The sequence below is a fragment of the Nonomuraea terrae genome (assembly GCF_044465245.1).
Lineage (GTDB): Bacteria > Actinomycetota > Actinomycetes > Streptosporangiales > Streptosporangiaceae > Nonomuraea > Nonomuraea terrae.
The window spans coordinates 15,429-38,040 of record NZ_JBITLL010000006.1 but is presented as its reverse complement, the minus strand read 5'-3'; the positions used below and the strand labels follow the sequence as shown (position 1 = coordinate 38,040).

The window sequence follows — 22,612 nt, the reverse complement described above, 5'->3', positions numbered from 1 at the left end:
TGCCCGTCCGGTCCGTGGATGATTCCTCTACCGACGCTTTACGTGGTCGCCACGTACGGATCCCAGTCCTCGGGGAGCGGCTCCGGCGCGGCCGTGGTCGAGGCGATGGGCCGGAATTCCGCGCGTTCGCCCGACTCCGCGATGGCGGACATGAGGTCGAGCACGTGGTAGGCCAGCTCGCCCGACGCGCGGTGCGGCGTGCCCGCGCGGATCGACCTCGCCATGTCGAGCACGCCGATGCCGCGTCCCGCCGTGGTGCCCGGCACCGGCAGCTCCCGCCAGTCGGCGTCGCGTAACCCGCGGACCAGCAGCGGGCCCTCGAAGGTGTTCGGGTCGGGCAGCGACAGCGCGCCCTCGGTGCCGATGATCTCGATCATCCGGCGGTTCACGGCCGAGTCGAAGCTGAACGTGGCCGCCGCCGTGGCCGTGCCGGGGAATTCGAGCAAGGCGTTGACGTGGGTCGGCACCGCCACGGGGAAGAGCGTGCCCGCCTTCGGGCCCGAGCCGACCACGCGCTCGTCGCGGGCCCTGCGCGTGCCGGCCGCCACCCGCGCGACCGGCCCGAGCAGCGCCACCAGCGCGGTCAGGTAGTACGGCCCCAGGTCGAACAGCGGGCCGCCGCCCGGCTGGTAGAAGAACTCCGGGTTCGGGTGCCACGACTCCGGCCCCAGGCTCTGCGTGGCCGCCGTGACGGCGACCGGCGCCCCGACGAGCCCCGAGCGCAGGGCGCGCAGCGCCGACTGCAGCCCCGCGCCCAGGAACGTGTCGGGGGCGCCGCCCAGCCGCAGGCCCCGGTCGGCGGCCTCCGCCATGACCTTGGCGGCCTCGTCCACGTCCATGGCGAAGGGCTTCTCGCCGTACACGTGTTTGCCGGCGCGCAGCGACTCCAGCGCGACGGCCGCGTGCGCGGCGGGGACGGTCAGGTTGACCACGATCTCGACCTCGGGCACGGCCAGCGCCGTGCCGAGGTCGCCGGAGACCGGAACGCCGTGCTCGCGGGCGACCGCGGCGGCCCGGTCGGTGTCGAGGTCCGCGACGGCGAGCACCCGCACGTCGGGGAAGGCGGTGAGGTTGCGGAGGTACTGGCCGCTGATCACTCCGGCGCCCACCAGGGCGACGCCGACGGGGCCGTTGCTCACGAAGTCTCCAAGCGTCGTGGTCTACCGGGTCAGCCGCGCACGCCCATCAGGTGTTCGAGGGCGAGCTGGTTGAGGCGGGTGAAGTGGAAGCCGCGGGCGGCGGCGACCTCGGGGTCGAAGGTGTCGTCCGCCAGGTGCTGCCAGGTCTCGCCGGCCGCGAGCGTGGGCTGGGCCAGCTCGTCCACGCGGGAGTTGCGCAGGGCCTCCTGCACCTCGGGGTCGGCGCGGAAGGCGCGCGACTTCTCCTTCAGGATCAGGTACGTGCGCATGTTCGCCGAGGCGGAGTCCCACACGTCTTCCGGGTCCTCGGTGCGCAGCGGCTTGTAGTCGAAGTGGCGGGGGCCGTCGTAGCCGCCGTTCTCCAGCAGGTCGACCAGGAAGAAGGCGCTCTTCAGGTCGCCGTGGCCGAAGATGAGGTCCTGGTCGTACTTCGGGCCGTGCTGGCCGTTGAGGTCGATGTGGAAGAGCTTGCCGTGCCACAGGGCCTGGGCGATGCCGTGCACGAAGTTGAGCCCGGCCATCTGCTCGTGGCCGACCTCGGGGTTGAGGCCCACCATCTCGGGGTGCTCCAGCTCGTTGATCAGCGCCAGGGCGTGGCCGATCGTGGGCAGCAGGATGTCGCCGCGGGGCTCGTTCGGCTTGGGCTCCAGGGCGAAGCGGATGTCGTAGCCCTTGTCGACGACGTACTGGCAGAGGAGGTCGAGGCCCTCCTTGTAGCGGTCGAGCGCGGCCTTGACGTCCTTGGCGGCGTCGGACTCGGCGCCCTCGCGGCCGCCCCAGCAGACGTACGTCTTCGCGCCCAGCGAGGCGGCCAGGTCGATGTTGCGGATGACCTTGCGCAGGGCGTAGCGGCGGACGTCGCGGTCGTTGCTGGTGAAGGCGCCGTCCTTGAAGACCGGGTGGGTGAAGAGGTTGGTGGTGGCCATCGGCACCTTCATGCCGGTCTCGTCCAGCGCCTTCCTGAACGCCGCGATGGCCTTGTCGCGGTCGGGCTCGACGGCGAGAAGGTCGTCGTCGTGGAACGTGACGCCGTACGCGCCGCGCTCGGCGAGGCGGTGCACGCTTTCCACCGGGTCGAGGGCGGGCCTGGAGGCGTCGCCGAACGGGTCGCGTGCCTGCCAGCCGACCGTCCAGAGGCCGAAGGTGAAGCGGTCGTCGGGCGTGGGCGTGAAGTCGGTCATATCGGTCTCCGCTGGTTTTAGTCCATAATCTGTACATAATCCTGAGGAGGTGGGCACGTGGCGTCAAGAGGGGTCCGGCATGATTCCATGCGCGCCCGTAATCTGGCCGTAGTGCTGGCGACCATCCACCGGTCAGGACCTCATACCCGCGCCGCGCTCGCCGAGCGCACCGGGCTCACCAAGACCACGGTGTCCAGCCTGGTCGCCGACCTCCTGGAGGCCGGGGCGGTGACGGAGAGCGGGGCCGTACGCGGGGGCGAGCGGGGGCGGCCGGGCATGGCGGTGAGCCTGAGCGGGCACCGGGTGGCCGCGCTGGGGCTGGAGGTCAACATCGACTACCTCGCCGCCTGCGTCGTCGACCTCACCCGTACGGTGCGGTTGCGGCGCACGGTGTCGGCCGGCAACCGCAACTCCGACCCGGCGCTGATCCTCGCGGGGCTGCGCGACCTGGTGAAGCAGACCACGGCGGAGGCCGAGGCCGAGGGGCTGCGGGTCATCGGGGGCGCCCTCGCCGTGCCCGGCACGGTCGAGGACGGCGTGCTGCGCAGCGCGCCGCATCTCGGCTGGCGCGACGTACGCGTGGCCGACCTGGTGGACCTGCCGTTCGCCGTGGACAACGAGGCGAACCTGGCGGCGCTCGGGGAGCTGTGGTTCGGCTCGGGGGAGACCGACTTCCTCTACGTGTCGGGCGAGATCGGCATCGGCGCGGGCCTCGTGGTCGGCGGGACGGTGTTCCGTGGCACGTTCGGGCTGGCCGGTGAGCTGGGCCACGTGGTCGTCGTGCCCGACGGGCCCGGGTGCCGGTGCGGCGGGCGGGGTTGCCTGGAGGTGTACGCGGGCCAGGACGCCCTGCTCGGCGAGCTGGCCTCCGTGCCCGAACTGACGGCCCGCCTGGAGTCGGGCGACCAGGAGGCCCTGGAGACGTGCGAGCGGGCCGGGCACGCGCTCGGCGTGGCGCTCACCTCGGCGGTTCACCTGCTCGATCCTGGCCGGATCGTGCTCGGCGGGATCTTCGCGCCGTTGTTCCCGTGGCTGGAGAGCCCGGTGGCCGGCGCGCTCGCGGCCCGGCTGGCGCAGATGCGCGGCACCCCGCCCGCCGTCGTCGTCTCCCGCACGGGCGCGGACGCGGCCGTGCTCGGCGCCGCCGGCCTGGTGATCCAGCAGGTCATCGCCGAACCGGCCCGCGTGCTGGGGTTGTGATGATCGAGGAGCGCACCACCGCCGACCCGGAGCGTCCGTGGATCAGATCAGGCGGCCGGGCTCGGATCGCGGTGGACGGCGTGGCAGCGCGGTGAAGCCGTCCTCGCCGGAAGGGTTGAGCAGGCCATGCTCGATCCCGTGAGCGATCGTCTCGCGTATGTCCTCCTCCGTCGCCGGCAACCGGTCGGAGAGCTCGGCCGTCGTCTCCGCGACGGTGTGGCCGCGGCTCCACACCGCGACGGCGGCCAGGTCGGCGGTGAAGCGCGGGTAGCGGTGGAGCGCGTCCCGATGCCGGACCATCGCCTTTCGCCCGTCCGGCAGGCGCAGCACGTCCTCGGCGCGCGGCGGCTGCGCGGGGAGGCGATAACGGGTCACCCCATCGGCGATCTCCGCGGTCACCACGCCGGCCGCGACCAGGAAGCCGAGCAGTTCTGGCCGGGTGGTCGGTGCCGGCACGCCGAGCTCCGACAGGTCCTCGGCGAGCGCGGAGTCCCAGCGGCCCGAACGGCTGGACCACGGTCGGTGGGAGGCGGCGACGCGCTCCGCTGTGGCTTCCCCCGTGGCCGCCGCCAGCTGGACGGCGTACAGCACCTCCTGGCCGGGCAGCCCCAGGACCGCGCTCCAGCCGGGGTCCGTCGGCGGTACGGCGGGCCGGCTCCGGGACAGCCACCGGGGAGGCTCGGGAGGTCCGGGCCAGAACTGCGTCCGCCACAGGTCGCCCGCCGAGGCATCGAAGCCGGGTGTCTCCGGCGGGGTCCTGCGGCAGGAGACGCGGGCCCGGTAGCAGCCCGGCGCGCCGAGCCGCAGCTCCGCCTGGGCGTCGTCGCCCATCAGGGTGGTCAGCTCCACCAAGCCGCTGCCGGCGTGGTACGAGGTCTCGACCACGTCGTGCCAGGCGTCATCGAGGGGCGGCGGGCCGTCGTGGGCCTCCAGGCGCACGCGATGGCGCACGCCGCGAGCCGACGCCTTCAACCATCCGTCACCCGCCCTGGCGATCGTGCCGATGGAGAGCGCCTCCAGGTCGCTCTCGCCGAGCAGGGGCAGCGGCGCCGGCTCCGCGTCCGGGACGTCCCTGATGACCATCGTTCCGTACTCCGGTAAGTGATCCTCCACGGTGATGACTGTCATGCCTGTCAGTAATAGCCCTTTTCGCCGTCGAGGAGCTCGCGGACGGCGTCGAGGTGGCCGGCGTGCCTGGCGGTCTCCTCGACCATGTGGATGATCATCCAGCGCAGGGTCGCGGCGGCGGAGCGGTGCTCGGGGTGCTTGCCGACGTCGTCCAGCGCATGGGCGGCGATGATCTCGTTGGAGGTCCGGACCTGGTGCTCGTACGCGTCGAGGAGCCGCGCGAGCGGGACGCCCTCGACGCGCATGTCGGCGTCCTCGACCGACTCGTCGAACTGCGGGCTGTCGGCGGGACGGCCCAGGAAGAGCACCTCGAACCAGGCGTGTTCCGTCCAGCGCAGGTGGGAGAGCACGCCCGCCACCGTCATGAGGGGCGAGGCGGGCAGGACGGGACGGTGCGCGTCCTCCTCCGACAGGCCTTCGCACTTCCACTGGACGATCGCGCGCTGCATGTCCAGCCAGCCCACGAGCTGGGTGCGTTCGTCGGCGACGAAGGGAGGGCGGACGCGGGGGAGGGTCATGGAGCCCGACGGTATCCCTTACGTCCTGAAATAGCGCGATATTTTCAGGCGGGTGACCGATCACCAGATCCAGCGCTCGTTGTTCCTGCACGCGCCGATCCACCGCAGACCCGCCGACGCCCTCCGCCGCATGCTGGCGCTCGTCGACGACGACACACCGCCCGGCGCCCCGCAGGCCGCGCTCGAACGCCGGCTCGCCGAGCTGCTGGGCAAGGAGGCCGCGCTGTACTTCCCCACGGGGACGATGGCGCAGCAGGTGGCGTTGCGGGTGCACGCCGAGACCCGGGGCCGGTTCGCCTTCGCCGCGCACCCGCAGACCCACCTCGACGTGTGGGAGATGCAGGGGTACGCCGCCGTGCACGGCCTGCGCCTGCACCGGGCGGGCGACCGGCACGAGCTGATGACCCTGGCCGACCTCGACGCGGTCGCCGAGCCGCCGGCCGCCGTGGTGTGGGAGCTGCCGCAGCGCGACCTCGGCGGCCTGCTGCCCGAATGGGACGACCTGCGCGCGCAGATCGACCTCGCCCGGAGCCGGGGAGCGGCCGCGCACATGGACGGCGCCCGGCTGTGGGAGGCGCAGACGTGCTACCGCCGGCCGCACAGCGAGATCGCCGGGCTGTTCGACACGGTGTACGTCTCGCTCTACAAGGCGCTGCTGGGCGTCTCGGGAGGCGTGCTGCTGGGCGACGCCGACTTCGTCGGCGCGGCGGGCGTCTGGCTGACCCGGCTCGGCGGGCGCACTCCGGACCCGTGGCCGCAGGCGCTGGCCGCGCTGGACGGGCTGGACCGGCTGCTGGCGCGCATGGACGCCTTCCGCGAGCACGCGATCGCCCTCGCGGCGGCGATCAACGCGGACGGCGTGGCGTACGCGTACCCGGACCCGCCGCAGACCCCGATGTTCCACGTGCACCTGCCGGCGGGGCGGCGGGCGGTCGAGCGGGCCGGGGCCGCGCTGGCGGCCGAGCGCGGGGTGGAGCTCTTCCCCCGGGTGCGCTCGGCCCCAGACCCGCGCCGGTCGAGCTTCGAGGTCACGGTCGGGGAGAACGCCATGGAGTTGACCCCCGCCGAGGTCGCCGCACTGGTGCGTGAGCTGGTGGAGCGCGCCGCCGACTGAGGAGTCCGTTCTGTCGGTGGGACTGGTTAGCGTTCGCGGTATGGACTCCTGGACGGTCGAGCGACATCTCGACGGCAAGCCCACTGAGGTCGTCGGCCTCTACCACCGCTTCGTCGAGCTGGCCGAGGGCTGCGGCTCGTTCGACTACGCGGTGTCGAAGTCCGCGATCGTGCTGAAGGGATCGCGGCGCGGGTTCGCCGGCGTGGTCCCCGGCGCCGCCGGCCTCAAGGGCTTCTTCGACCTGCGGCGCGAGGTGAGCGACCGGCGGATCAGCCGGTGCGACCCCTACACCAAGCGCCTGTTCGTCGCCCAGTGGAGCGTGGCCTCGGCCGGCGACCTCGACGACGAGTTCGCCGGCTTGCTGCGGGAGGCGTACGCCGTGGGCCAGGGCGCCCACCTCGAAGGGCCGCCGCTCCGCTAGGCCGGACCAGGGTCGGGTACGCGGCGAACTCGTCGGCGGAGTCCATGGCGATCCCGACATGGCCGTCCGACCGGATCAGCGTGTGCCGAGCCCCGCCGTACGGCTCCGCCGGATCGCTGCCGGCTAGTACGGCACCCGCGAGAAGATCAGGGCCAGCAGGAACAGGAACGGCAGCAGGAAGATGCCGAACATGACGTAGCTCTGGCGTCTTCTGAGTGCGTCCTCCTCGGATTCCCGCTCGCGCAGCAGGGCGACGGAAGGGCTGGTCCTGGGAGGCGTCACGGGGCCGGTGCCCACGTCACGCACGGCCGGGCCGGCGGGGACGTTCGTGACGGTGGCCGCGCGTGCGGGTCCGCCCGGTGCCCGAACCACCTCGGCGGCCGCGCCGGGGGCCGGGGCGGGGGCCGTGCCGGGGGTCGCGTCCGAGGTCGGGACGGGGGTGACGAGCAGGGTGCGGACGACCTGGGCGACCGGGGCGGGCAACCACCGCGAGTCGGTGTAGAGGTCGGCGAGCGTGCCGCCGTCCGTGACGTTCTCGGCCAGTTCGTCCAGCAACGCCGTCGCGGTCGGCCGCACCTCGGGGCGCTTGTCGAGACACCGTCCCACCAGGTCACGCAGCCGGGGCGGCAGCGCCGCGAGGTCGGGCTCCTCGTGCACGGTGCGGTACCACAGCCCCTGCCACGACCCGCCGCCGAACGGGCCCGTGCCGGTGGCCGTGAAGGCCAGCACCGCGCCCAGGCAGAACACGTCACTGGCCGGCCCGACCACGGCCCCCGTCAACTGCTCGGGGGAGATGAACCCCGGCGTGCCCACCGCCATCCCGGTCCTGGTCAGGCGGACACCCTCGACGGCCACGGAGACCCCGAAGTCGATCACGCGCGGCCCGTCGGCCGCCAGCAGCACGTTCGACGGCTTGAGGTCCCGATGCACCACCCCGACGGCGTGGATCGACTCCAGCGCCTCCGCCAGCCCCGCTCCCAGCACGAGCACGTCCCGCTCATGCCAGGGGCCGTGCTCGGCGACCGCCTCCTCCAGCGACAGGCCGGGCACGTACGCGGTCGCCAGCCACGGCGGCCTGCCCTCAGGATCGGCGTCCACCACGCCGGCGGTGAAGAACCCGCTCACCGTACGCGCCAGCGCGATCTCCCGGGCGAACCTGCGCCGGAAGTCCGCGTCGGCCGCCAGCTCCGGACGGACGACCTTGACCGCCACCGCCCGCCCGCTGCGCGACCGCCCGAGGAAGACCTGCCCCATCCCGCCGGCACCCAGCCGCGCCTCGATCCGGTACGGCCCCACCTTGCGCGGGTCGTACGGCTCCAACGCCTCCAGCACGGGCACGCGGGCCTCCCGGGGATCCGCGATCGGGCATGTCGATTTTCCACAGTATGCGGACGAACCTCACAGATGAAGCCGGTCAGGCCGGTGTGCTCCACTTCTGGTGGGCGCTGCCGAAGCAGGTCCAGACCTGCGAGGGCGTGCCGTCGGCCGAGCTCGGCCCCGTGGCGCCCGCCTGCAACTGTGGTCCTGCGGCGGCACCTCCAACCAGAAGTGGCGCAAGGGCTGAGCCCGGTCAGCCCGCACTCAGCCGGTGGAGGGTGCGGGCGGTCGGTGTGCCGGGGTCGGCGGTCATGAAGACGACCTGCTGGTCGTCGTCCGGCACGGTCAGGATGTCGCAGTTGAGGTGGAGCGGGCCGAGGTCGGGGTGCGTCATGGTCTTCGTCCGGTGGCCGGGGGCGCGTACCGGGTTGGTGGCCCAGATCTCGCCGAACTCCGCGCTGCCCGCCCGCAGCTCCGCCAGCAGGGCCGCCAGGCCGGCGTCGCGCGGGTAGCGGTCGGCGGCGGCACGCAGCCGGGCCACCGCGTACGCGCCGAAGTCCGCGTGCCCGGTGGTGAACATTTCCTCCCGGGCCAGGAAGCGCCGCCGGGCCAGGTTGGGCTGCGCGCGCAGGTCGCCGAGCAGCGCCTCGGCGAGCGGGTTCCAGGCGATCACGTCGTACGTGGCCGCGGTGACGACGACCGCGGTCTCCGGCAAGCGGTGCAGCAGCGCCGCCACGTACGGCCGGACCTCGCGCGACGGGGCGGCGGGCGGCACCGGGGCCACGCCGGCCAGCCGGAACAGGTGGGCCCGCTCGGCCGGCACGAGCCTGAGCGCACCCGCCAGCGACTCCAGGATCCGTGGCGACGGGCGCGGCCCGCGCGCCTGCTCCAGCCGCACGTAGTAGTCGACCGACATGCCGGCCACGTCGGCCACCTCCTCGCGGCGCAACCCCGGCGTACGCCGGCGGTCCCCGGCGGGCAGCCCGACGTCACCGGGACGGAGCCTCTCCCGGCGATCGCGCAGGAAGCGGGCGAGTTCGTTTTTTGCCATCGAGTCCCTTCCTGGTATCGATTGTCCCTGGATGCGTCCTCGGGCGGGCGGGCACCCTCGACGGCATGGACCACTCGATCGCACTCGTCACCGGAGCCAACAAGGGCCTCGGCAAGGAGATGGCTCGCCAGTTCGCGGAGGCGGGGCTCACGGTCTACGTCGGCTCGCGCGACGCCGCACGCGGACAAGCCGCCGCCGAGGAGATCGGCGGCGACGCCCGGCCGCTCGTGCTCGACGTGACCGACGCCGCGAGCGTCGCCGCCGCCGCCCGGCAGATCGGCACACTGGACATCCTGGTCAACAACGCCGGCGTCTCCGACGACCCCGACACCCCCGACCAGGAGGACGCCGACACCTTTCGCCGCGTCTACGAGACGAACGTCTTCGGCGTCGTCGCCGTGACCAACGCGTTCCTGCCGGCGCTGCGGCGGTCCAGGCACCCCAGGATCGTCAACGTCTCCAGCGGCACCGGCTCGCTCACCTGGGCCACGGGGCCGGAGTTCCCGCACAGCGGCGCCCACGCCGCCTACCGCTCGTCCAAGGCGGCGCTCAACGCCCTGACCGTCTTCTACGCCCATGCCCTGGCCGGCGACGGCGTCAAGGTCAACGCCCTGGCGCCAGGACTGCGCCGTACCGAGCTCAACGCCACCGCCGCCGCGAGCGGCGGCGACCCGGCCGAGGCGGCGGCGGGCGCCGTCCGGCTGGCCCTGCTTCCGGACGACGCCCCTTCCGGCGGGTTCTTCTCCTGGGACGGCACGCCTGTCCCGTGGTGACCGTCACCGGGCGAGCAGGTCCCGCAGGGCCTTGACGATCTCCGCGGGGGATTCCTCGGCCATGAAGTGGCCGCACGAGACGGTGCGGTGGTCGAGGTCGTCCGCCCAGGCGCGCCAGCGGTCCGCCGCGTCGTACCCCAGCACCGCGCCCCAGTCCTGCTGCAGCGCCGTCACCGGCATCCGCAGCCGGTTCCCGGCCCGCCGGTCGGCCTCGTCGTGCTCGACGTCCACCGTCGCCGTGGCCCGGTAGTCGGCCACGATCGACCGGACGGCCCCCCGCGACGCCTCCAGGTACGCGGCCCGCACGTCGGCGGGGATCGCGTCGGTGCTCCACAGGTCGAGGAAGTGGCCGAAGAACGCGTCCGGCGCGGCGCCGATCAGCGTCTCCGGCAGGCCGGGCGGCTGAGCCATCAGGTAGAGGTGGAAGCCGGGCGCCGCCGAGCGGCCGTGCAGGACGTCCCAGGTGTCGAGGGTCGGCAGGACGTCCAGCGAGGCCAGGTGGGTGACGGCGTGCGGGTGGTCGAGCCCGGCCCGGATCGCCACCAGCGCGCCGCGGTCGTGCCCGGCCAGCGCGAACCGCTCGTGCCCGAGCGCCCGGGCCAGCGCCACGATGTCGGCGGCCATGGTCCGCTTGGAGTAGGCGTGCCCGTCGGTGTCCTCCGGCTTGTCGCTGGCGCCGTAGCCGCGCAGGTCGGGGCACATCACCGTGTGGTCGGCCGCCAGGTCGGGGGCGACGTGCCGCCACATGAGGTGGGTCTGTGGGAAGCCGTGCAGCAGCACGACGGGGCTGCCCGTCCCGCCCACGGCGACGTTGAGCGCGATCCCGTCCGCGACGGTGACCCGCTGCCGGGTGAATCCGCTGATCTCGATGGTCATGTCGGCCTTTCCTGCAGTGTTCACGCCGTCCGGGCGGACGGCGTGCCCACCCTGCCGCGGCCCGATCAGCACGCGGTCAGCATTCACCTGGGCGGATAAGTTGAGGGGGATGCTGTCGTTCGGGGTGCTGGGGCCGTTGACGGCCGAGGACGAGCGCGGCCCGGTTCCCCTCAAGGGGCCCAGACACCGTGCCGTGCTGGCCCGGCTGCTCGTCGCCCGCACCCGCGTCGTGCCCGTGTCGTGGCTGGTCGCCGACCTCTGGGACGATCCGCCGGAGGGCGCGGTCGGGGCGGTGCAGACGTTCGTCGGCGCGCTGCGCAAGGCGCTGGAGCCGTCACGTCCGCCGCGCACGCCGTCACGGCTGCTCGTCACCGCGCCGCCCGGCTACGCCCTGCGCGCCGCGCCGGAGTCGGTGGACGCCTGGCGGTTCGAGGCGGCGGTCGCCGAGTCGGCGCGGCTGCTGGACGGCGGGGCCGCCGGGGAGGCGCTCGCCCTGCTCGACGAGGCGCTGGGGCTGTGGCGGGGGCCGGCGTACGCGGAGTTCGCCGAGCTGGACTGGGCGCGCGGTGAGGTCGTCCGGCTCGACGAGCTGCGCCGGCTGGCCGTCGAGCGCCGGGCGGAGGCGGCGCTGGCCTGCGGGCTCGCCGCCGAGGCGGTGCCCGACCTGGAGGCGCACGTCGCCGACCACCCGCTGCGCGAGGACGGATGGCGGCTGCTGGCCCTGGCCCTCTACCGGACCGGCCGCCAGAGCGACGCGCTGGCCACGCTGCGGCGGGCGCGGGAGACGTTGCGTACCGAAGTGGGGGTGGATCCGGGGGCTGGCCTGCGCCGGCTCGAATCCGACATCCTCGGCCACGCCCCGCACCTCGCGCCGGAGAAAGCCGGGCCGCCGGCGCAGCCGTTCGTGCTCGGTCACGCCCCGCACCTCGTGCCGGAGAAAGGCCCGGCGGCGCAGCCGTTCGTGGGGCGCGTGACGGAGCTCGGCGAGCTGGAGGGCATCGCGGCGGACGTCGCCCACGCGGGGCGGTCGCGGCTGGTGCTGTTGTCCGGAGAGGCGGGCGCCGGGAAGACCGCGCTGGCCGGCGCGCTGCTGCGGCGGCTGGCGGCCGGCGGCTGGACCGTCGCCTGGGGTGCCAGTCCCGAGCTGCCGGGGGCGCCCGCCGCCTGGCCGTGGAGCCGGATCCGCGAGCAGCTGGCCGGGCGCCCGCCCGCCGACGAGGAGGGGGAGCGGTTCGGCCGGCATCGGCGGATCTGCGCCTACCTGCGCGACCTCGCCGCGCGCGGGCCGGTGCTGCTCGTGTTCGACGACCTGCACTGGGCGGACGAGGAGACCCTGGCCCTGGTGACCACCCTGGCCGGCGAGCTCGGGCCGGCGCCGGTCCTCGTCGTGGCCACCTACCGGTCGACGGAGATCTCCGCCGCGCTGGCCGAGGCGCTGGGCCGGGCCGCACGCCACGAGCCGGGCCGGGTCTACCTGGGCGGCCTCGCCGAGCCCCAGGTGGGAGAGCTGGCCCAGGCGCTCACCGGCCGTTTCGTGCCGCCCGGCGACGTGCGCACGATCCACGCCCGCACGGGCGGCAACCCCTTCTTCGTCAGGGAGCTCGTGCGGGTGTGGGAGAGCGGCGGCGGCGCGGCCCTGCGCGGTGTCCCCGCCGGGGTGCGCGACGTCATCCGCCGGCGTCTGGCCGCGCTCCCCGAGACCGCCCGCACCCACCTGCGCCAGGCCGCGGTCGTCGGACAGGAGGTGGACCTCGACGTCCTCGTCCCGCTGGCCGGCGACGAGGAGAGCGTCCTCGACTCCGTCGAGTCCGCCCTGCTCGCGGGCTTCCTGGTGGACGTGGGCCGGCTCCGCTTCGCCCACGCGCTGGTCCACGAGACCCTCTACCAGGACGTCCCGCGCCCACGCCGCGCCCGCTGGCACGCCAGGGCCGCCGAGATCGCCGAACGCGTCCGGCCCGGCGACGTGGAGACCGTCGCCCACCACTGCCTGCGTGCGGAGGGCGCCGCGGACCCGTGCCGTACGGCGCGCTCCGCCCGCGCCGCCGCCGAGCGTGCGGAGCGCAGGTCCGCCCCGCACGACGCCGCCCGGTTGTGGCGGGAGACGGTCGCGGCCCTCGACCGCATGCCCGAGGCCGACCCGCTCGCCCGGTTGGAGGCCGTCATGGGCCTGGTCAGGGCGCTGGCGGTGACCGGCCGCCTGCCGGAGTCGCGGCGCCACCGCGCCGAGGCGGCCCGCGCGGCCGAGACTCTCGGCGACCCCGTGCGGACCGCCCGGGTGATCGGGGCGTTCGAGGTGCCCGCGATCTGGACGGCCAACGACGACCCCGACCTGTCGGCCCGGCTCGTGGCGGCCGCCGAGCGCACCCTGCCCGCCCTGCCCGCGGGGCACGACGCCGAACGCGCCCGCCTGCTGATCACCATCGCCATGGAACGCCGCGCCGACGCCGGACCGCGAGGTGACGAGGCGGCCCGCGAGGCCGAGGCCATCGCCCGCCGCCTCGACGACCGGACGCTGCTCGCGTACGCGCTCAACGGCCGCTTCATGCAGAGCTTCCACCGCGCCGGGCTCGCCCCGCGGCGGGCCGCCGTCGGCGCCGAACTCCTCGACGTGGCCGCCGGGCTGCCGGCGTTCGAGGTGCTCGGCCACCTGATCCTGATGCAGGCCGGGGCCGCGCTGGCCGACCTGGCCGCCGCCGACCGGCACGCCGCCGCGGCCGACCGGCTCGCCGAGCGTTACGACCTGCCGCTGGTGGGGGTCTTCACCACCTGGTACGCCGCCCTCCGCCACGCCGTGACCGGGCGGGTGGAGGAGGCGCGAGCCGCATACCGTACGGCCGCCGCCCGGCTCTCCGGGACCGGCATGCCCGGGGTAGAGGACGGGCTGCTGCCGCTGGCCCTGCTCTGCCTGGGCGACGATGTCGAGCCGGACGCCGGGTGGGGGCCGTACGAGCAGTGGGCCCTTCCCGTGGTGCTGCTGCGCAGGGGGCGCCGGGACGAGGCCGTGGCCCGCGCGATCCCCGAGTCGCCGCGTGACCTGCTCTTCGAGGCGCGGTCCTGCCTGCACGCCATGGTGGCGATCGAGGCGGGCGACCGCCCGGCGATGGAACGCCTCTACGAGCTGCTGCTCCCGGCGGAAGCGGAGCTGGCCGGTGCCGGCAGCGGCCTGGTCACCCTGGGCCCGGTCGCCCGCTATCTCGGCCACCTGGCCACCGCCCTCGGCCGGCCCGGCGCCGCGGCCCACTACCGGCGCGCGGAGCAGCTCCGCTGATCAGCCGGGCTCCTGGTCGTTCACGGCGTTCGCGGCCCGGGAGCCCTTCACCCCGCCCGCGACCACGAACGCCAGGAGGGCGACGACGGTCACCGCGATCACCGGGACCCCCGCGTCCGGCACGAGCCACACGCCCACGCCGCCCGCGACGCAGAGGGCCCCGGCGATCATCGTCGGCACGCCCGCCGCCTTGTTGGCGGCCCGGAACGCCGCGTCGCTGCGCATGCTGGCGGGAGTGCGGACCCCGGCGACGGAGTTGCGCGGCAGTCGTTCGACCCGGCCGAGGTGACCGACGACCAGGGCGAGCAGCCCGGCGAACCCCAGCAGGAACGGCATGAGCTCCATCATCGGATGGTAGATCTTTCCGACCTCGCGCAACCAGGGCAGGGGCTGTCTCTATGACCGGGGTTGCCCCGCTACGCCGGGCGCTTTCAGGCTCTGCGCCGCTCATGAGGGCCGTCGAACGTGCCCGTCTGACACGACACTGACATTGCCGTCACCTAACCTTTACGTTACCTTTGTCCGACTGTTGGGGGCCGGTTGATCGCAGCAGTTCCGGCTGCGCACGCCGGTGGAAGAGCCGACGCGAACGAAAGGTCACCAGGTCACGCATGGGCGTCGTGAACACGGGCTTCAAGCGAAGGGCTCGCCTTCTGGGTGAGGCGCTGCGTCCCCCGCGGCAGTTGACGATGGTGGAGCCCAAGGAGGTCAGGGACCTCAAGGAGGCGAAGGCCACCCCGCGACCGCCCAAGCGCACGCAGGTCGTCGACTACAACGTTCCGACCATGCCGCGGCAGGTGGAGTCGCCGGTCTTCGTGATCGCCTCCGTACGCTCCGGCTCCACGCTCCTGCGCATGCTGCTCAACAGCCACTCCCGCATCCGCGCCCCGCACGAGCTGCACCTGCGCACCATCGGCGTCCAGCTGACCCCCGGCTTCTCCGAGCAGTCCATGCAGGAGCTGGGGCTCGACCAGATCGAGCTCGAACACGTGCTGTGGGACCGCATCCTCCACCTGGAGCTGGAGCGCAGCGGCAAGGACGTCATCGTCGACAAGACCCCGGGCAACGTCTTCACCTGGGAACGTCTCACGTACGCCTGGCCGAAGGCGAAGTTCCTCATCCTGCTGCGCCACCCCGAGGGCGTCGTCTCCTCGCTGGAGAACCGCAAGGGCAACACCTCCACCCGGCAGGCCCTGGAGGCGAACGCGCTGAAGTACTTCAAGCCCCTGGAGAAGGCCCGCCGCACCCTCGGCGGCCTGACCGTGCGCTACGAGGAGCTGACCGCCGAGCCGGAGCGCATCACCCGCGAGATCTGCGCGTACCTGGACGTGGAGTGGGAGCCGGGGATGCTCGAGTACGGCAAGTACGACCACGGCGACTTCGTCCCGAACCTGGGCGACCGCAGCGACAACATCAAGTCCGGCCGCATCCAGGCCGCCCGCACCTTCGCGACCGTCTCCCCGTCCTTGGCCAAGTACGCCAAGGCCTGGGGCTACACCACCTGACCCGTTTTGGCACGGTCCGCCGGGCTGGGGATTCAGGGACGTGTGTTCAGGGCGGAGAACCCGGCTCCGGCGTGATCTCAGTCGTGTTGCTGACCGCCGCCGATGCCCAGTTCGTTCGCGATGTCTTCGAGGTTGTCGAAGGTCCGGTCCGGCAACGACCGAAGCGCGGACAGCACGCCGTCCGGGGCCGACTGGGATCGCGCGCGTTCCAGCAGCGTCGTGCGATCAGCCGGGAAGGCGTGCACCCCGCTGATCCACCGCGCCAGGTCGCTGCGGCGGTCCACCTCCTGCGCGCTCATACCCTCCGGCGACCCGGGCTCGCGCCCCGCGACACGTCCGTCATCCTCGTTACGGTTCATGCCTTCCAGCTCCTTCCGGTGTCCGGCCGAACCCCATACCCCAGGCGAGCCGCATCGCACGTCGCGAATGCCGGTACGGCTCAGGGGCAGTGCTACACCGTGCGCGCTCCACCATCGCCCCGCGTCAGCCTGCCGGTGATGCACCACCACTGGTCGGACATCACCTTCATCCACTGGCGTTACCCGGCCGCGCGCGTACAGGCCCTGGTGCCGGACGGGCTCACCGTCGAGACCTTCGACGGGACGGCATGGGTCGGCCTCACCCCCTTCCTCATGGAGGGGGTACGACCCCCGGGCCTCCCGGCGCTGCCGTGGTTGTCGAGATTCCCGGAGACCAACCTGCGGACGTACGTACGAGACGAGCGCGGCCGCGGCGGGATCTGGTTCTTCTCCTTGGACGCGGGACTCCTGCCCGCCGCGGTCGGCGGCCGGACCGGCTACCGGCTGCCCTACTTCTGGTCGGACATGTCGGTGGAGGCCGGAGACGGAAACCTCCGATACCGCTGCCGCCGACGCCTGCCGGGCCCCGGCGGCGCCCGATGCGACGCGGATGTCGAAAGGGGCGAAGCGCTGGCGGAAAGCGAGCGCGACGAACTCGCGCATTTCCTGACGGCCCGCTACCGCCTGTTCACCCTCGTGGCGGGCCGGCCGGCCTCCGCACAGGTCGAACACCCCGACTGGCCGCTGCACCACGCCCGCCTGATCACCCTGGAGCAGGACCTCGTCCAGGCCGCATGCCTGCCCGCGCCCGAGGGCCGCGCCGTGGTCCACGCCTCTCCGGGGGTGCCGGTCCGCGTCGGGATGTGGGCCTGGTGACCCGTCAACGACTGAACGCCTTCTCCCGAGGCACCGGGCCGACGCCGGAACGGCGGCCGGGCTCCTTCGCCGCGTGCCGCTGACCGGGTCCGGGCCCGCCGCGCGAGGCGAGGATGTCCGCGACGGCGCCGGTCACCAGGCCGTAGACGGCCTTGTGCAGCACGTCCACCGCCAGCTCCCGCCTCGGCCAGGTCTGGGGCGGGGCGCCGACGCCGGTGGCGTTCTCCACGATCTGGTCGTTCGTCAGCCGCACCACGGTGAACATCAGCGACGACCATCCACCCCGCAGCCCCGCGTGCGCCATGACCGACCGCAGCACCCCCACCAGGGCGCCCTGTCCGACGTGCATGCCGAGGTTCACCACCTGCGACGCCACCCCGTGATGCTCCTTCATGCCGGTCAGCCGCTCCAGCACCCGCGCCGGGACGTACGAGTCCGGCCGGCCGGTCAGCCGTTGCTCGGCCTTCTCCGCCAGCGTCATCGCGACCGCGCCCGCCGTACCGGCGATCATCCCTTCGCGCAGCACACCCCTCATCATGAGCGCCGCCCCCTTCGTCATCCCGGGTCCGCTCCCCGTACCCACAGGTCACCGACGGATGCGCGCCCGCGGTTTGCTTCCGGCGATGAGGGGCAGCCGCGGGGCATGAGAGCCGCATCGACGAGGTTGCGTCCACGCCCGCGCCTGCTCCTGCTGGCGGCCGCCGCGACGGGAGCGGCCGCGGTCGCGGCCCGGCTGATGCGTGCGTCGCGGCCCGCGCGGACCACCTGGTTCGCCGTCACCGTCCAAGCGGACCCGTCGGAGCTGTCAGGGCCGTCCCGGCCGGACGCGCTGGCGCGCCTGGCCGAACGGCACGAGGTACGCGTCATCCGGGCTCCGGGCGGGCGGGGCAGCGAGATCGCGGTCCGCGCCGCCGACGGCCGCACCAGGGAAGAGGTACGGGCGCTCAAGCAGCTGCTGGAGACCGGCGAGGTGCTCGTGGTGGAAGGACAGCCGGAAGGACGCCGTACGGCCCTCGGCGGCGTGGCCCGGCCGATGTTCCGGCAGCTGACCAGGAGAGGGCCGCGATGAGAGCGCTGTGCTGGACCGGCGTGAACGAGGTCTCGGTCGAGGACGTCCCCGAGCCGCGGCTGCTCAACCGCCAGGACGCCCTGGTCAAGGTCACCGCCAGCTCGGTCTGCGGCTCCGACCTGCACCTGCTGGACGGCTACGTGCCCGCGATGCTGGCCGGCGACGTGCTCGGTCACAAGTTCGTCGGCGAGGTCGTCGAGGTCGGCCAGGACGTACGCGAACGGCGGGTCGGCGAACGCGTCACGGTTTGCTCGATCATCGGATGCGGCCGCTGCCACTACTGCCGGCAGGGCCTGTGGTCGTTGTGCGACAACACCAATCCCAACCCCGGCTTCCAGGAGAAACTGAACGGCCACGCCTCCGCCGGCATCTTCGGCTACTCACACGCCATGGGCGGCTTCGCCGGCAGCCACGCCGAATACATCCGGATCCCGTACGCCGACTTCAACGCCTTCCCCGTGCCGGAGAACGTCCCCGACGCCGGCGCGGTGTTCGCCTCCGACGCCGTACCCACCGGCTGGATGGGCGCCGACCTCGGCCAGGTCGGGCCGGGCGACGTGGTGGCCGTGTGGGGATGCGGCGGCGTCGGCCAGATGGCCGCCCTGGCGTCCCTGCGCATGGGCGCCGACCGCGTGATCGCCATCGACCGTTTCCCCGAACGCCTGGACATGGCCGCCGCCTTCGGCGCCGACCCGCTCGACTACGAACACACCGACGTACTGGACGCGCTCAAGGAGCTGACGGGCGGGCGCGGGCCGGACGTCTGCATCGAGGCGGTCGGCATGGAGAGCCACGGCACCGGCGCCCAGTACGCCTACGACCGCGCCAAACAGTCCGTACGCCTGCAGACCGACCGCGGGCTGCCGCTGCGCCAGGCCATCCAGGCCTGCCGCAAGGGCGGCACCGTCTCCGTCCTCGGGGTCTACCTCGGCCTGGTCGACAAGTTCCCGATGGGCGCGCTCATGAACAAGGGCCTGACCCTGCGCAGCGGCCAGCAGCACGGCCACCGCTACATCCCGATGATCCTCGACCGGATGAGCAAGGGCGAGATCGACGCCTCACCCCTCCTCACCCATCCCATGAGCCTGGACGAGGGCCCGAAGGGCTACGACCTGTTCAAGCACAAGCGGGACGGCTGCGTCCGCGCCGTCTTCCACCCCGTGGCCTCTCCCGCACGATAGGAGGACGCCCATGCCGGCACGAGCCGAGCCCTCCGTCGCGGCCTCCGGCCAACGGCGCGACGAGCATGGCGTGCGGATGCCCTCCGGCGAGGCCCACGCCTGGTACCCAGGCACGAACCAGACCCTGTGCGGCCTGGCGCTCAGCCGCGCCGGCCTGCTCCGGTTCCACCATGTGCCCTGGCCGGAGGTGTTCCCGGAGTCGGGCGGCGCGGCCGAGGAGGTCGGCGAGGTGTGCCGCAGATGCGTCGCCGCCTCAGGCCGCCGCTCCCACCGCGGCTGGAGCCGCCGCTGGACCAGGACCAACCCACGCCCCTCCGCGTGACCCGCGCACGCTCCTCCTTCCGCAGCGCGCGCCAGGCCGACGGCAGGTCCGTCAGTCCGGGCTGTGACTGCACGCGTCCTTCGGCCGGGAAGAGCCGGCGGACCGTGTCACGGGTCGCCTCGTCACGTACGGACGAGACGAACTCCCCGGGCGTGCTCCCGCACAGCCGGCGGAGCTCGGCGGATTCGTCCAGCAGGGCCTGGATGAGCGTGTGCTGGTCGGTGAGGCGTCGTGCGCGGCCTGTTCGGTCCACGAGGCAGCCGTGCCTTCCCACGTAGACGAAGCACGGTGGGAGCCGTGCTCCCGACTCCAGGGTCGCGGGGTGGCGCGCGGCGGGCAGGCGGCGGCGCCGGTAGTTCGGTTCGGTGACGTCCAGCGTCGCCAGCTCGCGTTCGTCGAGCCACAACACGAAGAGCCGCGCGACCTGGCCGGGTGCCTGCACCGGGGCCGCCGGCACGTAGCCCCACCGGCTGACGTGTGCGGAGACGCCCGGCGCGACGCCCGCCACGTCCGCGAGCGTCATGGGCACGACCGGCCGGATCGCGTGGCCGACGAACTTGCGCCGCATCTGGCTCGGCGAGGCGTTGGAGCCCACGGCGATGACGGGGTGGCGGTCCGGCATGGGGCGGCTGTGCCATGGGGTCGTCATGGAAGAGATCCGCGGCGTCGATCTCACTCATGAGGGATCCGGCTCATGGAAGGGCCGGCCTTGCCGCGACAAGCCAGACCCAGCGGGTCATCGCCTATTTCTCCGCCCGCCATAACGTCTCAAAAAACCGCAGTAAATGGTCGTACATCACGCTGTCGTTCCGAAAGACAAAACAGGGCGAGTTGCGGCCGTGTCTGCCGGACAGGTAAGGGGTGAAATAGAGGAGGTGGTCGGTGATGACGAGCCGGCAGGTGTGCGGCGCGTCGAAGAGGCGAAGTTCGACCGAAGGATTGGCGGCCACCACGGACGAGAGGTAGTTGATGTTCGTCGATACCTGCTCGGCCAGCAGGCCGCGCTCGAAGCCCGGGTCGATGTGCCGGACCTCCTCCTCGCGCCTGCGCAGCCAGCCGCCGGGGTCCATGGGGTCGGGGAGCAGGACCTGCACCGACTGCAGCCGCGTGTGCCCCTGCCGCCACACGTCATGGAAGCTGTCGCGGGTCAGCTCGTTGCCCCGGCCGGCGAGCACCTTTATCCAGTGAGCCGCGCGCAGATCGGCGTCGAGAGCGGCGTTGGCGTCCGACTGTTTGTCATAGGCGCGGGTGATTCCCAGCCCTGATATCCGCGATAACAGCCGCAGCACCCACTTTCTCGGCCACCGTACGCCGAATCGTGCGGCCATGACCGTCAGTACCGTGGCGATAAGCGAGCTGACGATACCGATGACGAGTTCCTGCACCAGGGGTCCCTTCGCCCGAGATGGCGTGTGCCGCGAGGTGGGGGCGGTCTAAAGTGGAAAACCCGACGTTCTGCTTGGAGTGCACCATGATAGGCGTCATCACTGCGCTGCCGGTGGAATCCGTTGCCGTACAACATGCGCTGGGCCCCCTACGGCGAGTTTCCCCGCCCGGGGATCCCCATGAGTACGCCGTCGGAGATCTGGGCGGCGGCGTGGTGACCACCTGTCTGACCGTCACCAGCAATATTCCCGCTGCCGTCGCGGCCGCTCACTTGACGCGGAGTTTCCGGGAAGTACGCGCTCTGGTGATGTGCGGAATAGCGCTCGGCGTGCCACGTCCGGACGACGCCGAGCGGGATGTCCGGCTCGGCGACGTCGTGGTGGCCACCGAGGGCGTGGTCCACTACAGCCACCGGCGGGTGACCGAGGACGGCAGCACGCTGCGCGGTAACACCCTGCCCGCGTCCCCGCTGCTGCTGCGGGCGGTCATCGGCATGCGCTCCGCGAGCCTGCGCGGAGAGCCGCACTGGGCCGATGCCGTCAGCCTGCCGTCCGCCCTCTATCAGCGCCCGGAGCCGGAGGACAGGCCGCGGGTGTTCTACGGGAAGATCGGCAGCGGGGACGAACTGCTGCGCCGCGCCTCCCGGCGTGACGAGATCGCCGGGGAGAGCGGCCTGCTGGCGATCGAGATGGAGGGCGCGGGCACGGCGCAGAGCGCGGCACTGAGCGAGACCGGCTGCCTCGTCATACGAGGTGTCAGCGACTACGGGGATGCCGCGAAGTCCGACCTGTGGCAGCCGGCGGCCGCGCTGGCAGCGGCCGCCTACCTGCGGGCGCTGCTCGAACGGCTGGAGCCCGCCCGCCGCGCGCCGGCTTCGCTCACCGTTCTCGACATCGCCAAGGCGATGGAACAGGTGCCGTCCCTTCAGACGCCTTCCGACCGCGACGACGTGTTGCAGTTTCTCGGTCCGGCGATCGCCGCACGGGTGAAGCGCGACGCGCGAACCGGCCCGGCGGTCCTCAGCATCGCTGACGTATGTCGCAGGTATCCGGGCGGCCTGGAACGGCTGCTGGAGGTCCTGCGGCGCATGGAGGGCGATTCGGGTCCGGTACGTGACCTCGTCGGGCTCGTCAAAAGATTCGATGATCAGGCTTCGTAGTCGAACTCGCCGTCGACCGCGCCGGCGACGAACGCGTCCCATTCCGCCTGGGTGAAGACCAGGACGGCGCTGTCATCAGCTCCTCCGTTGCGCATGAGGATGTTTTCTCCGACGAACGCTATTTCCACCGGATCCCCGATGGGGCGATCACTCGTGCCGCGCATCCAGACAACTGATGATAGGTCCAGCTCTGTCGCTTTTGGCTTGATATGCACCATATACCTAGTTTATGGCGAAAAACGGAGCTGTACACAGGTAATTGGGTAATCGGCCATGCCGCTGCGGAAGCGAAGGGTCGCGCCAGTAGAGTAAACGGGTCATCACTCTCCGCTGTCAAACGAGAGGAGCCGTCATGTCCACGTCGCCGGTCTGGCGCAAGAGCAGCTACAGCACCGAGCAGTCCGTAGGCACGTGTGTCGAGGTCGCCTGGATGGGCGGTGAGGTCGGGGTTCGGGATTCGAAGAATCCCTCGGGCCCGCACCTAACCTTCACGCCTGATTCCTGGTCGGCGTTCCTGAACGCCATCAAGAGCCGATCGGTGTAAAAGGGGTGGGACGTGTCGGCAGTGTGCCGCACGTCCCGCCGAGCTCTCGAACTCTCCCCGCTTGACGGCCGCCACGAATGCCCGCCACGCCTCTTTGGACACCACGAAACCCTCTCCGTCGAGGTCCTTGGAATCCTTGACCGCGCAATGTGATCCGAGGTTCGCCACGGTCACGCAACCGCCTTGATTGTCGCTCCACGAACTTTTACGCCAGAGGGACCCCGCACTATTGGTCACGTCGCAGTACTCCAACTCCGCTGTGGAAATAGCTGGCAACCGTACGAC

The 22,612-nt window shown here is 72.5% G+C and carries 25 protein-coding genes; 11 read left to right on the top strand and 14 right to left on the bottom strand.

Translation table 11 applies throughout. From position 1 onward, the window contains the following. Positions 1 to 38: 38 nt before the first annotated feature. Together ACIBP6_RS29370 and xylA are read right to left on the bottom strand one after the other, a co-directional pair. Positions 39 to 1,139, bottom strand: a complete 1,101-nt coding sequence (locus ACIBP6_RS29370; RefSeq protein ID WP_397057131.1) for a Gfo/Idh/MocA family protein — start codon at positions 1,137 to 1,139, stop codon at positions 39 to 41. 29 nt (positions 1,140 to 1,168) lie between these two features. Further along, the gene (gene xylA, locus ACIBP6_RS29365; RefSeq protein WP_397057130.1) at positions 1,169 to 2,320 is read right to left on the bottom strand and encodes a xylose isomerase; all 1,152 of its coding nucleotides are present in this window, start codon (positions 2,318 to 2,320) and stop codon (positions 1,169 to 1,171) included. A 111-nt stretch (positions 2,321 to 2,431) separates the two neighbouring features. On the opposite strand from xylA, the gene ACIBP6_RS29360 reads away from it, so the two are divergent. Further along, positions 2,432 to 3,520: an ROK family transcriptional regulator gene (locus tag ACIBP6_RS29360; RefSeq protein ID WP_397057129.1), complete on the top strand. Its 1,089-nt coding sequence runs from the start codon at positions 2,432 to 2,434 to the stop codon at positions 3,518 to 3,520. 42 nt (positions 3,521 to 3,562) lie between these two features. Here ACIBP6_RS29360 and ACIBP6_RS29355 read toward each other — a convergent pair whose 3' ends face one another. Beyond that, the gene (locus ACIBP6_RS29355) at positions 3,563 to 4,648 is read right to left on the bottom strand and encodes a DUF6042 family protein (protein ID WP_397057128.1); all 1,086 of its coding nucleotides are present in this window, start codon (positions 4,646 to 4,648) and stop codon (positions 3,563 to 3,565) included. A gap of 5 nt (positions 4,649 to 4,653) precedes the next feature. Beyond that, a complete protein-coding gene (locus ACIBP6_RS29350; RefSeq protein WP_397057127.1) occupies positions 4,654 to 5,166 on the bottom strand; it encodes a DinB family protein in 513 nt (170 codons plus the stop codon). 52 nt (positions 5,167 to 5,218) lie between these two features. On the opposite strand from ACIBP6_RS29350, the gene ACIBP6_RS29345 reads away from it, so the two are divergent. Together ACIBP6_RS29345 and ACIBP6_RS29340 are read left to right on the top strand one after the other, a co-directional pair. After that, a complete protein-coding gene (locus tag ACIBP6_RS29345) occupies positions 5,219 to 6,280 on the top strand; it encodes a threonine aldolase family protein (protein ID WP_397057126.1) in 1,062 nt (353 codons plus the stop codon). Positions 6,281 to 6,320: 40 nt separating this feature from the next. Continuing rightward, the gene (locus ACIBP6_RS29340; protein WP_397057125.1) at positions 6,321 to 6,701 is read left to right on the top strand and encodes a hypothetical protein; all 381 of its coding nucleotides are present in this window, start codon (positions 6,321 to 6,323) and stop codon (positions 6,699 to 6,701) included. A gap of 123 nt (positions 6,702 to 6,824) precedes the next feature. Here the strand turns inward: ACIBP6_RS29340 and ACIBP6_RS29335 are convergent, their stop codons facing one another. Both ACIBP6_RS29335 and ACIBP6_RS29330 read right to left on the bottom strand, forming a co-directional pair. Continuing rightward, positions 6,825 to 8,039 (bottom strand): serine/threonine-protein kinase, encoded by a 1,215-nt coding sequence (locus ACIBP6_RS29335; RefSeq protein ID WP_397057124.1) that lies wholly within the window; start codon positions 8,037 to 8,039, stop codon positions 6,825 to 6,827. 232 nt (positions 8,040 to 8,271) lie between these two features. Then, the gene (locus tag ACIBP6_RS29330) at positions 8,272 to 9,069 is read right to left on the bottom strand and encodes a helix-turn-helix transcriptional regulator (protein WP_397057123.1); all 798 of its coding nucleotides are present in this window, start codon (positions 9,067 to 9,069) and stop codon (positions 8,272 to 8,274) included. A 65-nt stretch (positions 9,070 to 9,134) separates the two neighbouring features. On the opposite strand from ACIBP6_RS29330, the gene ACIBP6_RS29325 reads away from it, so the two are divergent. After that, positions 9,135 to 9,842: an SDR family oxidoreductase gene (locus ACIBP6_RS29325; RefSeq protein WP_397057122.1), complete on the top strand. Its 708-nt coding sequence runs from the start codon at positions 9,135 to 9,137 to the stop codon at positions 9,840 to 9,842. A gap of 3 nt (positions 9,843 to 9,845) precedes the next feature. Here the strand turns inward: ACIBP6_RS29325 and ACIBP6_RS29320 are convergent, their stop codons facing one another. Next, positions 9,846 to 10,718, bottom strand: coding sequence for an alpha/beta fold hydrolase (locus ACIBP6_RS29320; protein ID WP_397057121.1), 873 nt, complete (start codon positions 10,716 to 10,718; stop codon positions 9,846 to 9,848). Positions 10,719 to 10,827: 109 nt separating this feature from the next. Between ACIBP6_RS29320 and ACIBP6_RS29315 the strand changes: the two genes are divergently transcribed. Beyond that, the gene (locus ACIBP6_RS29315) at positions 10,828 to 13,986 is read left to right on the top strand and encodes a BTAD domain-containing putative transcriptional regulator (protein ID WP_397057120.1); all 3,159 of its coding nucleotides are present in this window, start codon (positions 10,828 to 10,830) and stop codon (positions 13,984 to 13,986) included. Here ACIBP6_RS29315 and ACIBP6_RS29310 read toward each other — a convergent pair whose 3' ends face one another. Further along, complete coding sequence (locus ACIBP6_RS29310; RefSeq protein WP_397057119.1) at positions 13,987 to 14,331, bottom strand: SdpI family protein; 345 nt, start codon at positions 14,329 to 14,331, stop codon at positions 13,987 to 13,989. Positions 14,332 to 14,675: 344 nt separating this feature from the next. Between ACIBP6_RS29310 and ACIBP6_RS29305 the strand changes: the two genes are divergently transcribed. Beyond that, positions 14,676 to 15,491 carry a sulfotransferase family protein gene (locus ACIBP6_RS29305; protein ID WP_397057118.1) on the top strand — a complete coding sequence of 272 codons (816 nt, stop codon included), beginning with the start codon at positions 14,676 to 14,678 and terminating at the stop codon, positions 15,489 to 15,491. Between the two features lie 77 nt (positions 15,492 to 15,568). Here the strand turns inward: ACIBP6_RS29305 and ACIBP6_RS29300 are convergent, their stop codons facing one another. Then, on the bottom strand, positions 15,569 to 15,850 hold the full coding sequence (locus ACIBP6_RS29300) for a DUF2795 domain-containing protein (RefSeq protein ID WP_132611624.1): 282 nt from the start codon (positions 15,848 to 15,850) through the stop codon (positions 15,569 to 15,571). A gap of 138 nt (positions 15,851 to 15,988) precedes the next feature. Here ACIBP6_RS29300 and ACIBP6_RS29295 point away from each other — a divergent pair, with 138 nt between their 5' ends. Then, positions 15,989 to 16,666 carry a YqjF family protein gene (locus tag ACIBP6_RS29295; RefSeq protein WP_397057117.1) on the top strand — a complete coding sequence of 226 codons (678 nt, stop codon included), beginning with the start codon at positions 15,989 to 15,991 and terminating at the stop codon, positions 16,664 to 16,666. A gap of 4 nt (positions 16,667 to 16,670) precedes the next feature. Here the strand turns inward: ACIBP6_RS29295 and ACIBP6_RS29290 are convergent, their stop codons facing one another. Beyond that, positions 16,671 to 17,225 carry a hypothetical protein gene (locus ACIBP6_RS29290; protein WP_397057116.1) on the bottom strand — a complete coding sequence of 185 codons (555 nt, stop codon included), beginning with the start codon at positions 17,223 to 17,225 and terminating at the stop codon, positions 16,671 to 16,673. Between the two features lie 84 nt (positions 17,226 to 17,309). On the opposite strand from ACIBP6_RS29290, the gene ACIBP6_RS29285 reads away from it, so the two are divergent. Both ACIBP6_RS29285 and ACIBP6_RS29280 read left to right on the top strand, forming a co-directional pair. Then, a complete protein-coding gene (locus ACIBP6_RS29285) occupies positions 17,310 to 17,735 on the top strand; it encodes a hypothetical protein (protein WP_397057115.1) in 426 nt (141 codons plus the stop codon). Beyond that, positions 17,732 to 18,916, top strand: coding sequence for a zinc-dependent alcohol dehydrogenase (locus ACIBP6_RS29280; protein ID WP_397057114.1), 1,185 nt, complete (start codon positions 17,732 to 17,734; stop codon positions 18,914 to 18,916). The genes ACIBP6_RS29285 and ACIBP6_RS29280 overlap by 4 nt, the downstream gene beginning before the upstream one ends. Before the next feature lie 140 nt (positions 18,917 to 19,056). Here the strand turns inward: ACIBP6_RS29280 and ACIBP6_RS29275 are convergent, their stop codons facing one another. Then, positions 19,057 to 19,887 carry a hypothetical protein gene (locus tag ACIBP6_RS29275; RefSeq protein WP_397057113.1) on the bottom strand — a complete coding sequence of 277 codons (831 nt, stop codon included), beginning with the start codon at positions 19,885 to 19,887 and terminating at the stop codon, positions 19,057 to 19,059. A gap of 94 nt (positions 19,888 to 19,981) precedes the next feature. After that, on the bottom strand, positions 19,982 to 20,623 hold the full coding sequence (locus tag ACIBP6_RS29270; RefSeq protein ID WP_397057112.1) for a hypothetical protein: 642 nt from the start codon (positions 20,621 to 20,623) through the stop codon (positions 19,982 to 19,984). Between the two features lie 86 nt (positions 20,624 to 20,709). Between ACIBP6_RS29270 and ACIBP6_RS29265 the strand changes: the two genes are divergently transcribed. Beyond that, positions 20,710 to 21,783, top strand: coding sequence for an effector-associated domain 2-containing protein (locus tag ACIBP6_RS29265; RefSeq protein WP_397057111.1), 1,074 nt, complete (start codon positions 20,710 to 20,712; stop codon positions 21,781 to 21,783). Here the strand turns inward: ACIBP6_RS29265 and ACIBP6_RS29260 are convergent. Beyond that, on the bottom strand, positions 21,771 to 22,001 hold the full coding sequence (locus ACIBP6_RS29260; protein WP_397057110.1) for a DUF397 domain-containing protein: 231 nt from the start codon (positions 21,999 to 22,001) through the stop codon (positions 21,771 to 21,773). The genes ACIBP6_RS29265 and ACIBP6_RS29260 overlap by 13 nt on opposite strands. Before the next feature lie 134 nt (positions 22,002 to 22,135). Here ACIBP6_RS29260 and ACIBP6_RS29255 point away from each other — a divergent pair, with 134 nt between their 5' ends. After that, on the top strand, positions 22,136 to 22,327 hold the full coding sequence (locus ACIBP6_RS29255) for a DUF397 domain-containing protein (RefSeq protein ID WP_397057109.1): 192 nt from the start codon (positions 22,136 to 22,138) through the stop codon (positions 22,325 to 22,327). On the opposite strand, the gene ACIBP6_RS29250 is transcribed toward ACIBP6_RS29255, so the two are convergent. Then, positions 22,265 to 22,564, bottom strand: coding sequence for a DUF397 domain-containing protein (locus ACIBP6_RS29250; protein WP_397057108.1), 300 nt, complete (start codon positions 22,562 to 22,564; stop codon positions 22,265 to 22,267). The two genes, ACIBP6_RS29255 and ACIBP6_RS29250, sit on opposite strands and share 63 nt — an antisense overlap. Positions 22,565 to 22,612 lie beyond the last annotated feature (48 nt).

What these genes read in the sequence shown, in the direction of transcription:
- xylA (WP_397057130.1), bottom strand. Translation starts at nt 2,320, where the DNA reads ATGACCGACTTCACGCCCACGCCCGACGACCGCTTCACCTTCGGCCTC.
- ACIBP6_RS29355 (WP_397057128.1), bottom strand. Translation starts at nt 4,648, where the DNA reads ATGACAGTCATCACCGTGGAGGATCACTTACCGGAGTACGGAACGATG.
- ACIBP6_RS29350 (WP_397057127.1), bottom strand. Translation starts at nt 5,166, where the DNA reads ATGACCCTCCCCCGCGTCCGCCCTCCCTTCGTCGCCGACGAACGCACC.
- ACIBP6_RS29340 (WP_397057125.1), top strand. Translation starts at nt 6,321, where the DNA reads ATGGACTCCTGGACGGTCGAGCGACATCTCGACGGCAAGCCCACTGAG.
- ACIBP6_RS29330 (WP_397057123.1), bottom strand. Translation starts at nt 9,069, where the DNA reads ATGGCAAAAAACGAACTCGCCCGCTTCCTGCGCGATCGCCGGGAGAGG.
- ACIBP6_RS29325 (WP_397057122.1), top strand. Translation starts at nt 9,135, where the DNA reads ATGGACCACTCGATCGCACTCGTCACCGGAGCCAACAAGGGCCTCGGC.
- ACIBP6_RS29320 (WP_397057121.1), bottom strand. Translation starts at nt 10,718, where the DNA reads ATGACCATCGAGATCAGCGGATTCACCCGGCAGCGGGTCACCGTCGCG.
- ACIBP6_RS29315 (WP_397057120.1), top strand. Translation starts at nt 10,828, where the DNA reads ATGCTGTCGTTCGGGGTGCTGGGGCCGTTGACGGCCGAGGACGAGCGC.
- ACIBP6_RS29310 (WP_397057119.1), bottom strand. Translation starts at nt 14,331, where the DNA reads ATGGAGCTCATGCCGTTCCTGCTGGGGTTCGCCGGGCTGCTCGCCCTG.
- ACIBP6_RS29305 (WP_397057118.1), top strand. Translation starts at nt 14,676, where the DNA reads ATGGTGGAGCCCAAGGAGGTCAGGGACCTCAAGGAGGCGAAGGCCACC.
- ACIBP6_RS29300 (WP_132611624.1), bottom strand. Translation starts at nt 15,850, where the DNA reads ATGAACCGTAACGAGGATGACGGACGTGTCGCGGGGCGCGAGCCCGGG.
- ACIBP6_RS29295 (WP_397057117.1), top strand. Translation starts at nt 15,989, where the DNA reads ATGCACCACCACTGGTCGGACATCACCTTCATCCACTGGCGTTACCCG.
- ACIBP6_RS29290 (WP_397057116.1), bottom strand. Translation starts at nt 17,225, where the DNA reads ATGACGAAGGGGGCGGCGCTCATGATGAGGGGTGTGCTGCGCGAAGGG.
- ACIBP6_RS29285 (WP_397057115.1), top strand. Translation starts at nt 17,310, where the DNA reads ATGAGAGCCGCATCGACGAGGTTGCGTCCACGCCCGCGCCTGCTCCTG.
- ACIBP6_RS29280 (WP_397057114.1), top strand. Translation starts at nt 17,732, where the DNA reads ATGAGAGCGCTGTGCTGGACCGGCGTGAACGAGGTCTCGGTCGAGGAC.
- ACIBP6_RS29275 (WP_397057113.1), bottom strand. Translation starts at nt 19,887, where the DNA reads ATGACGACCCCATGGCACAGCCGCCCCATGCCGGACCGCCACCCCGTC.
- ACIBP6_RS29265 (WP_397057111.1), top strand. Translation starts at nt 20,710, where the DNA reads ATGATAGGCGTCATCACTGCGCTGCCGGTGGAATCCGTTGCCGTACAA.
- ACIBP6_RS29260 (WP_397057110.1), bottom strand. Translation starts at nt 22,001, where the DNA reads ATGGTGCATATCAAGCCAAAAGCGACAGAGCTGGACCTATCATCAGTT.
- ACIBP6_RS29255 (WP_397057109.1), top strand. Translation starts at nt 22,136, where the DNA reads ATGTCCACGTCGCCGGTCTGGCGCAAGAGCAGCTACAGCACCGAGCAG.